We start from the raw sequence: 12936 nt of genomic DNA, 5'->3' as shown, positions 1-12936 counted from the left end.
GATGGACGCCCTGGTCGAACGCTCCGCGGCGGCGTTTCACCCGTCGCAGCGGTTCTCTCCGGTCGAACCCCTGCGCGTGGCGCTCGTCATGGCGATGCGCGGACTTTCGGCGAACCGAATCCGCTCGCTGCTGACGATGCTCGGCGTGATCATCGGCGTGGGGGCGGTGATCGTGGCGATCGGCATCGGCGAGGGGTCCCGCCAGTCCGTGATGCAGCGGGTCGAACAGCTCGGCACCAACGTGCTCACGATCCGACCCGGGTCGCGCAACCGAGGCGGGGTCGGCTTTGGCATGGGTTCGAGCCAAACGCTCACGCCGGAAGACGCGGAGGCCCTCAAGTCGGCGCCGGCGGTGGCCACGGTCTCGGCGCAAGTCCGCAATTCGATGCAGGTCAAGTACCAGAACAAGAACTCCCGCGTCCCCATCAACGGAGTCGACGTCAGCTATCCCGCGATCAGCAACCACCCCATCGACAAGGGGCGATTCTTCAGTTCGGCCGAAGTGTCGGGCAAGAAGCGCGTGGTCGTGTTGGGCGCCGACACCTACAAAGAACTGTTCGACCAGGAGTCCGCGCTGCACAAGACGATCCGCATCGCGGGCCAGACGTTCACCGTCGTCGGGGTGTTGACGGCCAAGGGCGGCATGGGCTTCCGGAACCCCGACGACGGGGTCTACATTCCGTACACGACTGGCATGGAGAGGCTGATGGGCGTCAAATCGCTGGACACCATCACGATCCAGGCGCGCTCGTTCGCGGAGATGAACACCGCGCAGCAGCAGGTCGAGGGGATCTTGAAGAGCCGCCACGGCGGCCAAGCGGACTACCGTGTGTTCAACCAGGCCGACCTCGCCGAGATGCAGACGGCGCAGCAGGACACCTTCGCCGCCCTCATCACCGCGCTGGCCGTCGTGTCGCTGTTCGTGGGCGGGATCGGGATCATGAACATCATGCTGGTCTCGGTCACCGAGCGCACGCGCGAGATCGGCATCCGCAAGGCGATCGGCGCGCGCAAGCGGGACGTGCTCTACCAGTTCATCCTGGAGGCGCTGTTCCTGGCGCTCGCAGGTGGGCTGTTGGGGACGGCCGTCGGCGTCGGGGGCTCTTCCTTGATCGGTTCGATGAACGAGTGGGAGGTCACCGTCAACGCCACGGCGATCTTCGTCGCCTTCGGATTCTCCGCGGTCGTGGGGGTGTTCTTCGGCTTCTATCCGGCGCTCAAAGCCTCGCGGATGCGGCCGGTGGAGGCGCTTCGCTATGAGTAGCGCCGGAGTGCCCGGAGCCCCGATCATCCGCACCAGGAACCTCTCCCGCACCTACGGATCGGGAGACCTGGAGGTCCACGCCCTCAAGGACGTGTCGCTCACGATCGAGGCGGGGGAGTTCGTGGCCATCATGGGGCCCTCGGGTTCGGGCAAGTCCACGTTTCTCAACGTCGTGGGCTGCCTCGACGAGCTGAGCGGAGGCTCGTACGAACTGGACGGCATCGAGGTCGCGCTTCTCGACGACGACGAGCTGTCGCACCTGCGCAACCGCAAGATCGGCTTCGTGTTCCAGACGTTCAACCTGCTCGGGCGAACCTCGGCGCTGGACAACGTGGAGTTGCCGGTGTACTACGCGTTCGGCTCGCGACTGAATAAACGCGAGGCCGCCATGCGCAGCCTCGAGATGGTCGGGCTCAGCCGCCGGGCGTGGCACAAGCCCAACGAGCTTTCCGGCGGCGAGCAGCAGCGCGTCGCGATCGCCCGGGCGCTGATCAACGACCCACCCTTGATCCTCGCCGACGAACCCACGGGGCAGCTCGACTCGGCGACGGGCAAGGAGATCATGGCGATCTTTCGACGCCTGAACGAAGAGGGCAAGACGATCATCATGGTCACGCACGAGCTCGACATCGCGGAGCACGCCAAGCGGATCGTCCACTTCCGCGACGGCCATCTCGTCGAGGACGAGCCCGTCCTGGAGCGGACGCCGCTGGCCTAGCGCAGCCCCAGGTGTTAGAGTAGGGAATGTTGCTTCCATTGGGCCTTCTCGCGATTCACCTGACGGGCGGCCAAATCGCCCAGCCCGCCGCCTTTGCCCGGCCGTTGGTCGGGCTCCTTGAAGCCAAGTGGCCTGGAAACCGCACCGTGACAATCGTGTGCCACGGACACAGCGTGCCCGCGGGGTTCTTCGTGACGCCGACCGTCCAAACATTCGACGCGTATCCCCACCTTCTCCACGAGGCCTTGGCGAAGAAATACCCGCACGCGGTGGTCAACGTGATCGTCACCGCGATCGGAGGCGAGGCCTCGGACACCGGTGCCGCGCGGTTTGAAAGGGACGTGATGAGCCTCAAGCCGGATGTTGTGACCATCGACTACGGCCTCAACGACCGCCGCCTCGGGTTGGACGCGGCCCGAGCCGCCTGGGAGTCGATGATCGAGCAGGCGACCAAGGGTGGTGCGAAGGTCATTCTGCTCACGCCATCGTGGGACCAGTCCGCCCACCCCGAGGACCCGAAGGACCCCCTTAGCCTGCACGCCGAGCAGATTCGGGGACTGGCCAAGAAATACGGCACGGGCCTGGCCGACTCGTTCGACGCGTTCCTCAAGGCCACGAAGTCCGGCACGGACCTTCCGTCCCTGATGTCGCAAGTGAACCACCCTAACCGAGCCGGCCACGAACTGATCCTCAAAGAACTCCTTCCCTGGTTTGGAATTGAAACAAGCCACCACAAACCACGAATGCATCCTCCCCAGCCCTTCGCCCGTTTCCCTGTTAGTACTCGATGAAACGCCGGGAGGCCAGACCATGAACCGTTCGCACTCGCATCCCCGCACGCGCAAAGGCAAGGCGTCGCGGATCGCCCTCGTCGCCGTCGCAGCGCTGGCCGTTCTAGGCTTTGCGGCCTACCAGTTCCTCCTCAACCGTCCAGGCGAGGCTGCGATCGCGTTTCTTCCCGCCGATGCGGACGTCGTGGTGACCCTGGACACCAACCCTTCGCAGCGTCAGTTGTCGGTCTTCATGAAGATCACCGCCGCGCTCGAACGGGAGGGCATCGCGAAGAAGCTCGACGAGACTCTGGCGCAGGCGTTCGACGGCAAACCCATCGCCGCCGAGATCCAGCCCCACTTCCAACGAAGCTTTGCCATGGCCGCTTGGAACCCCAAGGGCCAGCCCCAACTGACCGTCACCCTGCTCTCGATCGACGACCCCGCGGCTGTCGAAGCCAGCCTGAAGACCCACGGCCAGCCCAAAGGAGACGGCAGCTATGCGATCCCCGGCACGAACGAGCAGATGTTCGCCGCGGTCGTCGACAAGTACCTGGCCGTCGCCAACTCCGACGTCGCGCTGATGCGGGTCGGACGGGTGCGCGCGGGGGCGGAACCGTCGGTCGCCAAATCGAGTGCGTTCGCAGCGGCGCGCGCCACGCTGCCCGAAGACGCGAACGTGATGGTCTTCCTGGCGCCCCGGTTCTTCGAGAACATGGGCGACGCGCCCGGCGGCCGAGCACTCGGCGCCGCGACGTGGATGGCGGCGAGCGCCACCGTGGTTCCTGAGGGGATTCAGTTCGACTACCAGGGCCCCGTGGACGCGAGCAAGATGCCGTCGCTCGCCGCACTCGGGCAGATCGCACCCATCGATCTCACGGCGTTGAAGCAGCTCCCCGATGGAGCGTATGGCGTTGCCGCCTACTCGCAGGGAGGGCGGTATTGGAACTCGATGGACGAGTCCGTCGGCAAAGAGCCCGCTCTAGCCGATGGGTTCAAAGACGCGGTGGGCACATTCGAGAAGGAAACGGGCCTCAGCATCGCCAAGGATCTCGTCCCCGCCCTCATGGGCGAGCAGGTGCTGGCGATCTACCCCGGAAACCTGGGGCAACCGAGCGATGTGGAAGGCGCCCTCCTCCTGACGGACGCGCACGGCGCGAATCCGGCGTCGCTTGCCGCCAAAGTTCGGGCGATCCTCGAACGGAAGACCGCCGAGAGCGGCAAGGGCCTGAAATTCGTGGAGAGCAAGGTCGGCGATGCGACGGTTTGGGAGCTCGACGCGCCGAGCAGGAAGAAGCTGTTCGGGTTGGACCAGACTGCGGCCCCGGCGCCGCAACCGTGGGAGCAAGGCATGGGCGCCGAGCCCGGTCCGCCCGAACTCTTGGCCAACAAATCGCTCGTCTTCGCCCAGATCGGCAACTCGCTCCTGGTGACCAGTTCTCGCGGGCTCGTGCAGCGCGCGATCGAAGGCTCGAAGTCCGGCAAGACGTTGGCCGAGGAGCCGATCTTCGTTTCGGGACAAGCACACCTGACGCCCGGAGCCCAAGGCCTGGTAATGGTGAATCTCAAGAAGATCTTGCTCGCGCTCGAGCCGAAGATGGGCGACCCGTCGGGAGGGGGTCCCTTTCAGGCCTCGGATTTCACGGGTCTCTTCGGGGACGGTTTGACGCCCCTCGTGGGCAGCGGCAAGTTCGACGGCAAGGTAGGCACGGGTCGGTTGCTGCTTCCGTTCGACTTCGAGAAGGCGATCGCCCTCGTCGGAAAATCGATGGCACGCTGATCTAGGCGCCGAACTCCCGCAGGAGGGCCTCGAGCCGGACCCTCGGCAACACGATGTGGTTGTCGCGCTGGACGGTCCAGCTCGGGCCGTACCAGTGCTCGAACGGCGGGCGGTTCGCGCGCTGCAGCAGCGCCTCGAGATGCTCCAGCGGCACCAGGGCCTCCCGGCAGCGTCGGAGGGCCTTATTCCGGTCCGGCTCGGCCATCGCCGACACGAGCAACACGCCCGCCTCCGTGGTGAGTCGGTCGATCGCCGCGGCAAGTTCCAGGTTTTCGAAGTAGAACCGCCTCGCCAAGTCGTCGCGGATTGCGGCGCGTCCCTCCGCCACTCGGGCCTCGAGGCGGCGCGTCAGGAGCTGACGGGCGAGGAGCGTCGGCAAAGTATCCGGCTGCGCTGGCGCGAACGGCTTGCCTTCGAATTTGAGCCTCAGCGAAGGAATGGCGCCCAAGCACTTGAGGGCGCCGTATCCGTAGTCCGTGGTGTCGGGAATCGAGGCGAAGTAGGCGCGGTAGGCTGCTTCGACCGGTCCGTCCACCCCGAAATACTCCCGGCACCACCAGCCGAGAAACCGATCCGCCGCCCCCGGTGATTCGAACTCCCTTCGGCCGTTCCAACAGAGGTCGGAAAGGAACCGCGCGCCCATCAGGTACTCGCGAAGATCCGAAACGTTGACGAGCATGTACTCCGTGGCGCCCGCTTCGAAGATCTTGCGGAACTCGGATTCGACCCGCTCGAGCGGGACGATCTGCGCGGTCTGTTTCGAGATGTTTCCTCCGAGGTAGGCGAGGTGGTAGTACACGCCGTGCTTGTGCGCATGAGGCCCCGAGGGCAGGCCGCGCATGAACCCGTCGTTGTTGTCTGGCCACACGATGATGGCGTCCTCGGGCACGCGAAGCTTCCCCGTCTGGTAGTAGGGGAGCATCTCGGTGTACATCGTGAAGTGGAACAGCCGCTCGCGCGTGGGCGGCACCTGGGCCTTCACCAGCTCGGTTTGGATGCGGAACGCGTCCTCGTAGGCTCCGAGTATCTGCTCCTGGGTGTAGCCCTCGGGCCACTTGTAAGAGTAGTCGTTGGTTCCCCGGAGGCCAATGGGCCAGATGCAGTCGATCGCGTGGTTCTCCTCGACCCCTCCCTTCCAGAATCGGACCATGCCGTCCCGGTTGGACACGAAATCCCACTCGGGATTCACCCCGCGCAGCTCGGCCAGGCCGGGTTTGGCGTCGTTGAACGGCGTCTTCTGCTGGGGGCGCGTGAAATGGTAGGGATCCGAAAGCAGGGTGTCGTAATGGTGCGACGTGAGGTAGAGCCCCCACCGGTCGGCGAGCCGCTCCACGGCGGGGTACCGGTTGGTCCGCACCCACGGGGCGACCATGTTCATCTTCAGCCTCAGGGCCGTTTCGAAGAACCGCTTGTAGTCATCGAGCGAGACCACGCCGTTGGGATCCGGCCCGATGCCCCCATCTGCGGCTTGGAGGGGAATCATGGGCCTTGGAAACACGTCTTCATCGTCGTGGAAGAACCCTCGGAACTTCACGTCGGGGGGCCCTTGGTGGAAATCGACCTTCTTGACGACCAGAGGCAAGTGGCGCTCGGGAACGTAGCCGGTCCAACGATGGAGCGGATCGACTCCGAGCCGCTCGCAGAGTTCGTAAGCGCCGAACGCGGTGCCGCGGGGGTTGGAGCCCGTGATCTCGATTCCTCCCGGGACCGTGCGCACGGTGTACGCCTCCCACTCCCGGGTGGTTTGGGTTCGCAGCGCGATGAAGGGTCGCCCGGCGGGCGTGGCCGCCAGGATTTCGGGTTCGACTCCTGTGATGCTCCGGATGTCGCCCGCCAAGAACCGGGCGGCGACGCGCACGTTGGGTTTCTCCCCTTCGGGAACAACGATCACCGGACGCGACGCCTGGTTCGCGACGAGCACGACCGCTCCGGACCCCGCTGGGCCGGTTTCGATCCACGAACCGCGCCGAATGGGCTCGGCGGCGGTTGCCGGAGCAAGGCACACGAGTGCCGCAAAGGCCAAAGTCACGCCAAGGAGGTTACCCACGGTCGACGGACCCGGCCTCACAGGGACAACACGTCGGCACGCCGCATGAGGAACCGTGGATTCGGGCGAGACCCAGTCGCCTTGCACCTTCGAGGCTGTCATTCTTACACTTCCGATGGTTTCCGCACTCTTGTCACGGTTTCGTCACGGCAACAGCGACTACACTATGCGATTGGAATCCCTGCAATTTGAGGGAGTCTCTTTCGTTTGTCGGTCCATTTGGCATGCGGTGGCTACGCCATCGAGAGGAGGGTGTCTTGAAGCTGTTGAGAATTTGGTTTTCGTTCGGGATCGCCATGGTTGCCACCGTCGGAGGTGCCGCCCCCTTCCAGTTGTTGGCGACCGTGACGCCTTCTGGGTCGGTCGGGCCCTCGGAGTGGAGAGGGGTCAATCGCTGGCAGCTGCCAGGGAACGGTGGAGCCTTTGATCCGATCGGCGGGCTCGCTGCCAGCGATTTGGCGGACCCCTCCTCCGTGGCTTTCCGCTCCGCATCGGAGCTCTTGGTGGGTAATCGGCACGGCAACGCGGCCGCAAGCTCAATCTCTCGGTTCGACTACGATGCCGGCACCGACTCGTTTTCTCTGACGGGCACGATCACGGGGAATGGCCTGTTCGGTGTGCACCAATTGGCTTTCGGAAACTCGGGCGAGCTGTTCGCAGCCAACCTGAACAACGGGATCTCCCGATTCACCTTTGATGGCGCTGGCAATGCCGTGGCCAACGGCTCGATCCTGCCTGGCACCAGCACGCGCGGAGTGGCGGTCTCCGCAGACGGGCAGTGGCTTTATGGCACTCGTGCCACGTCGGTCGGATTCAGCTACAACCTGGCCACCAACACGCTCGGGCCAGATTGGACGGTCCCCGGCAGTTCCGTCCTCCACTACCTAGAGCGCGCGCCCAACGGCGATCTCTATGTGTCCGACATCGGAGCCGACGCGGTCTTCAAACTCGAGTTCGACGCGTCTGGAAACCTCGCCTCGACAACCAACGTCGCGAGTGTCAGCAGAGCGGTATCGTTGACGTTCAGCCCCGATGGGCAGGAGATGTTCGTTGCGGGCCACGAAACGGGCATCATCTCACGATTCACGGACAGCGGCGGGACGTGGACGGCGGGCGGGACCTTCGATACGGGTGGCCCCCTCGGCGGTCTGGCCGTCAACCCCGTGCCGGAACCCGCAAGCATGTTCGTGCTCGGCCTTGGATTGGCGGCTCTTCGCCGTCGCCGCCGCTAGCTCTAGAGCGCTGGGGCTTTCTCAACAGCCCCCAAAAACCGAAGCGGGCCGCAAGGAGTTCCTTGCGGCCCGCGTTGTGCTCAGACGATTCGTTATCGTTTCCGTCGTCGGAGCAGCGCCAATGCGCCGAGGCTGAGGGCCATGATCGACGCGGGCTCGGGAACCGGCGACTGAACCGCCATCTCGTACTCGCCGCTGACGATGCCGGGAATCGAGGTGACCGAACCGTCGGCCAGACTCACCGAGCCGTAGGTCAACGTGCCACCACCCGTATAGACGGCGGCATAGAGCGTGTTGTTGGACCAGTCAAAGTCCATGCCCTGGGCGAAGTTCGCCGCCAAGCCGTGCGACCCGATCAGGGTCATCGCGGCTGAGCTGGTGTTCACGAACCAGAAGCTGTCGGTGCTGATGTCGTGGGCAACCATGCGCCCGTTGACGTCCGTCGCGATATCGATGACGATATTCGTGGCGGACATCGTGCCAATGAGGGACGCCGCACCGGTCCCCAGATTGAGATTGTACAGGTTGTAGCCCGCCGTTCCGCTTGCCGAAAGATACGCGTTGTTCGCGTTGTCGATCGTCAGTCCGGTAACCGTTCCACCGGCGTCCAATCCCGTGATCGGGGTCGACGATGCCACGCTGCCATCGGCGAGATTCAGCCGCTCGAGGGTAGGCGTCACGGTCGAAGAGCCCTTCGCTCCGTAGAGGTTCGTCGCCGAGGCGTCGAAGTCCAGACCGTAGTAGCCGCCCGTGTAGCTGGTCGCCAGAACGTTCTGCGTTCCGGGCGCCAGCGTGTCGAACGTCACAAACCTGCCGTTGCGCAGATCGACAGCGTAGACAAGGGTTGCCTCGGCGGTTGCGGACAAGCCGGCGAGGATACCAAAAGCGACAAGTAGAGTTGGTCTCATTTCTCCCTCCAATCAGTAGCCAAGGAAAGTCTTGGTGAATCTACTGTAACATACACCGTCCTTGGCTAGCAAGATGACCCGGGTCCATTGACTCTGGAACCCAGCAATTCGAACAGGGTCGCCCGTTGGCCCTAGCTAGGGTTCGCCCAACGCCGCCCACGGCAAGTACCCCAATCCGCTCGGCATCCCCACCCAGAGGCCGAGCGGGGTGGCATGCAGCGCTTGAACCTCCATCGCCGTCGTCTCGGGCAACTCGACAAGCGTCCCGACGCCATGCTCAACCCTCCACAGCCCGTCGCGAGACCCGACATACAACGTGCCGGTCGACGGGTTCCGCGCCAACCCGGTGGCTTCCCCCTCCAGGTTGGAGGTGAGGCGGGCGAAACCCGTTCCCTGCCAAACATAGGCGCCCGAAAGGAAGAGCCCGACCACAAGGCCGCGGGTATCCGCCAGAATCCGCCGCACCCAGTCGTCTCCCAATCCGCTCCTCAAATCAAGCGTCATGGCTGACTTCGTCTTTCGGTCGACCGCAACCACTCCGCTTTGCTGGGTGCCGACCCACACCATGCCCCTATCCGAGGCCAGCGCGGTGACCACTTGGCCCTGCAGCGCTTCCACGTCGAGGAAGTGCGACCAGCGCTGTCCGTCGAATTCGCTCCACCCGCCGAACTGCCCCACCAGGAGTCGACCCTCGCCGTCCCCGAGACACGTCGAGGAGCCCCGCAGCAGCCAAGGGAATACGTTGCGGGTCCATGCCTTTCGATCGAAGCGATCCACCTCGCCGGTGGACTGGCGGACGTAGAGCTTTCCTTGAAACTCGACAAGCTCCCGCGGATGGCGGCCCGTCATCGAGGGAGGCACGGCATGAGCCCACCGCCCGCCCGTCAGGACCGCAAGCCCCTCCTCGAACGTGCTCGCAAAGAGGCGTCCGTCGAACGTCGTCAACCCGTAAACGCTCCCGCCGGGCCCCGGGGGAGGGGCGCGGTGCTTCCACTTCCCTTTTGCGCGAATCCACACGTCGCCGTCAAACGTGGCGAGGGCAAGGTCGTTCCCATGCCAAGCCAGTGAGCGCACCGCAGCAAACTCCGGACGGGAGCCGCCGGCAAGCCGGCGCCAGGATTCGTTCTCCAGAACCCACAGGCCGTCGCCGTACCACGCCGCGATCAACAGGCGGGCATCGCCGGCCACCGCGGACACATGCGTTCCAGTCGTGCCGGGAGGCGGAACAAACGGAAAACCCGCAGACTCCGGCCACACCGGTCGATCGGGAACGCGAAACCCGGGGGCCTCGGCCGCAATCGGTGTCGGACGCCTCGGCGTAAGCTCGGGGTGATCGACCCAGTGCCCGTCCTCCCAAGAACCCACGGACGCTCCCGTCGAAGCAAACGGAATCCCGTCGCGAATCCACACGTCCTCGGGACCGCGGCCTTCGAGGAGCCCGTTCCAACCGAAAGCCTTCGCCCCACCCTGGAGATCGTAAGCCACGAGGCCCCCACGGGTGGCAGCCCATAGGGTTCCCTTGGCGTCAAACGCGAGCGCGGTGACCGTTCGGTAGTCACCCCAAAACGTGCTCGCGGATGGGCCAAGCAGCAGCAGAACCCAGGCCAGCACGCTCGTGGCCATGGCGTTAGCGGATCGGTTCCCGTTTCAGGATCTCGCCGCGGGCGTTGATCAAGATCCTCATCTGGGCTTGATTGTGCGCCCGGTCGAGACCGACCAGCCGGAACCAACCTCCCTCAAAACCCCTCGGAAGGACCACATCGAGCCGGATCTTCCCCGTCGCCGCGTCGTACACGAACTCGAGCCGGTCGCCCCATGGAGTCAGGAGACTGATTCGCGCCCAGCGCGGATCGGGATCCAGCTCCAGCCGAATCGTGTCGGCCTTGAGCAGTCGGCTCAACGGGTGCATCTCCGGCGCAACGGTGGACACCTCGAAAGGCATCTTCACGACCCGGCGCGTGCCATCGGCCTCCACGATGTAGACCGTTACCGTGTAGCTCCCATCCGCAAACGAGGCTGGGATATCGAACCGAACCTCCCAGCGCCGGGCGGTCGCGTTCCACTCCAAGGGCTTCACGTCGCCCTCGGGAAACACGGCGACCACTTGGCGCGCGTTCTGAGGTGCGTCGATGCTGAGCAGAGGATCTCCCGGCCGGTACGTGTCCGGGCTGTTGGTCGGTGCCAGCCGCTCGTCGACCTTCCCGAAGATCCCTTCGTAAGTTACCCCGTCGGCCATGTCGATCGGGACGTGGACCGTTTCCTGTTGTCCTCCTGGATTCACGATGCGCTTGTCCACGGCGACGAACGACGTGTACTTGGTCATGATCGAAAATTCAAGGGCGAGACCAGTGATCGCGTTCTTCCAAAAATCCTCTTTGCGGGGCTGCGCGGGCGCCTGACCCCACACCTCCTCAAACCGTTGTTGAAGCTCCAGGTCGTCAACCTTGGCGCGGGCCCAAAGCGACCCGATCGCGGAACCCGAGTTGCCTTGCGAGGGGAAGGTCACGGGGTAGCGCGCTTGCCAGGGTTTGCCGGCCAGCTTGCCTTTCACGATCACGAAGCCAGTGCCCGGACGGTCGTACCGGCCCTTCACGATCACGGGCGTCTCGCTGAACACGTCTGGAATCGCCCGAGGGAGCGTGTCGCGCACGCGCACGCCTTCGAACGAGACGTCGATGTCGGTGAGGATCGGGGAGTCGGTGCGCTGCACCAGACGGTCCACGGCCGCGTCGAGATCGGCGTTCAGTGTGACGATCTCCGCATCGCCCCGGCCCTCGGCGCTCATCGCTTCAATGAGGTAGCGGTTCACCGAGTTGCCAATTCCGAACGTGAAGATGCGCGCGTTACCCCGGTGGCGTTGGATGGCCTTGAGCGCTTCCGCCTCGCCTCCGATGTACCCGTCGGTGTTGAAGAGGACCACGCGGGGGCGCTTCGGATCGGGCGGCATCGTGAGGGCGGCCGCGACGGCTTCTTCGAGGTGCGTTCCCCCGTTGGCTTCGAGCTTCGCCACGTACTGCTTGGCGGTGTACTGATTGGCGGTGGTGACGGGACGCGGTCGGGGCCAGAGGACCGTGTAGGTGTTCGCGAACGAGACGACGTTGAACGTGTCGTTGGGGTTCAGGGCGTCGATCGCCTTGGTGGAAAGCGCCTTGGACTTCTCGATCGGAAGGCCGTCCTGGCTCCCGCTTTGATCGATCACGAGGATCGCTTCCTTGGGCGTCACCTGGCTCTCGGTTGGAGCTTTGGGCGGGACGAGCACGAGGGTGAAGAACCCGCCCTTCTTGGGGTCGGTCGTCGTGAGCAGACTTCCGACCACGCTGTCCCCCGCGACGCTGTAGTGGAGGATGAAATCGCGATTCGGGATTTCGTTCGCGTTCGCCAGCTGGACACGGGCGCGGGTGGCGCCCTCGCGCTCCACGTCGACCCTATGAAGGACGGAAGACAACGAGGTGATCGGCGCCCCGGCATCGAGGGTGACGGTCAGGCGAATGTTCGCTCCCGAGCGGGTGCCCCGAGGCACGATCGGCGGGCTGACCTTCTCCGGATCGGGCGTCGTGGCTCCGGTGAAACGGTGCCCGACCACCATCGGGAACACGAATTCGAACTCGCTTTTCTCGAACTTGAGGATCTGAACGTAGGTGATGGCCACCCGTATCTCCGCGCCGGGCGGGATGTTCGCAACGGACTGGGTGAAGATGTTCGGCCTTTGCTGGTCGAGCAGCGCCGCGGACTTGCCCTCCTTCTTCGCCTTCTCGTACGTCTCGCGCGCCTCGGCGCGCTTCTTGATCACCCCTTCGATGATGCGGTCGCCGACGAACATGCGCATCCCGTCGACAGCCGAGTTCTCGGGGAGCGGGAAGGTGTAGATCGCCTCGATGGGCTTCGGACTCGGATTGGTGAACGTCTGGACGACTACGACACGGGCTCCAAACCCTTCGATCGTCGCGCCGACGTCCGTGCCTTTGAGCGGACACGCCACCCCGGGCCGTCCCTCGCTGTCCAGGATCTGGAGGGAGCCGGGATCGACGGCGGGACCTCCCTGAAGCGCCCAAGCACCAACCGCCAGCCATGCGTATGCGAGCATCCCAACCTCCTGCGACGGCGCGGCCTCTTTCACCGCGCTGCCGTTAGTTGTACGGGGTGCCTGGGGCAGGCGTTACGGCGATAGCGAGAGTGCTGGTGGATATCCCGGGATTCGGGCGGCCGATTTGCTTGCC

General features: G+C 64.7%; 9 protein-coding genes. 5 read left to right on the top strand and 4 right to left on the bottom strand.

Features of this window, described 5'->3' with window-relative positions; all coding sequences use genetic code 11:
- The first annotated feature begins 1 nt into the window (after window position 1).
- Genes M9921_13340 through M9921_13325 form a run of 4 tightly spaced genes read left to right on the top strand, consistent with a single transcriptional unit; the run spans window position 2 to window position 4532 of the window.
- Window positions 2-1264: an ABC transporter permease gene (locus M9921_13340; GenBank protein MCO5297830.1), complete on the top strand. Its 1263-nt coding sequence runs from the start codon at window positions 2-4 to the stop codon at window positions 1262-1264.
- Window positions 1257-1982, top strand: coding sequence for an ABC transporter ATP-binding protein (locus M9921_13335; GenBank protein ID MCO5297829.1), 726 nt, complete (start codon window positions 1257-1259; stop codon window positions 1980-1982). Before M9921_13340 ends, M9921_13335 begins: the two co-directional genes overlap by 8 nt.
- Before the next feature lie 26 nt (window positions 1983-2008).
- Entirely contained in the window at window positions 2009-2773 is a 765-nt protein-coding gene (locus M9921_13330) for an SGNH/GDSL hydrolase family protein (protein ID MCO5297828.1), read from the top strand.
- 19 nt (window positions 2774-2792) lie between these two features.
- Window positions 2793-4532 (top strand): DUF3352 domain-containing protein, encoded by a 1740-nt coding sequence (locus M9921_13325; protein MCO5297827.1) that lies wholly within the window; start codon window positions 2793-2795, stop codon window positions 4530-4532.
- 1 nt (window position 4533) lies between these two features.
- Here the strand turns inward: M9921_13325 and M9921_13320 are convergent, their stop codons facing one another.
- Window positions 4534-6561 (bottom strand): glycosyl hydrolase 115 family protein, encoded by a 2028-nt coding sequence (locus tag M9921_13320; GenBank protein MCO5297826.1) that lies wholly within the window; start codon window positions 6559-6561, stop codon window positions 4534-4536.
- A 275-nt stretch (window positions 6562-6836) separates the two neighbouring features.
- On the opposite strand from M9921_13320, the gene M9921_13315 reads away from it, so the two are divergent.
- Window positions 6837-7811 carry a lactonase family protein gene (locus tag M9921_13315; protein ID MCO5297825.1) on the top strand — a complete coding sequence of 325 codons (975 nt, stop codon included), beginning with the start codon at window positions 6837-6839 and terminating at the stop codon, window positions 7809-7811.
- Window positions 7812-7903: 92 nt separating this feature from the next.
- Here the strand turns inward: M9921_13315 and M9921_13310 are convergent, their stop codons facing one another.
- The 3 genes from M9921_13310 to M9921_13300 all read right to left on the bottom strand — a co-directional run bounded on the left by M9921_13310 (window position 7904) and on the right by M9921_13300 (window position 12803).
- Window positions 7904-8677 (bottom strand): PEP-CTERM sorting domain-containing protein, encoded by a 774-nt coding sequence (locus M9921_13310; GenBank protein ID MCO5297824.1) that lies wholly within the window; start codon window positions 8675-8677, stop codon window positions 7904-7906.
- Window positions 8678-8854: 177 nt separating this feature from the next.
- Complete coding sequence (locus tag M9921_13305; protein MCO5297823.1) at window positions 8855-10342, bottom strand: hypothetical protein; 1488 nt, start codon at window positions 10340-10342, stop codon at window positions 8855-8857.
- Between the two features lie 4 nt (window positions 10343-10346).
- On the bottom strand, window positions 10347-12803 hold the full coding sequence (locus M9921_13300) for a VIT and VWA domain-containing protein (GenBank protein MCO5297822.1): 2457 nt from the start codon (window positions 12801-12803) through the stop codon (window positions 10347-10349).
- Window positions 12804-12936: the final 133 nt, after the last annotated feature.

The organism is Fimbriimonadaceae bacterium (assembly GCA_023957775.1).
GTDB lineage: Bacteria > Armatimonadota > Fimbriimonadia > Fimbriimonadales > Fimbriimonadaceae > JAMLGR01.
This window is presented reverse-complemented; position numbering and strand designations above follow the sequence as displayed.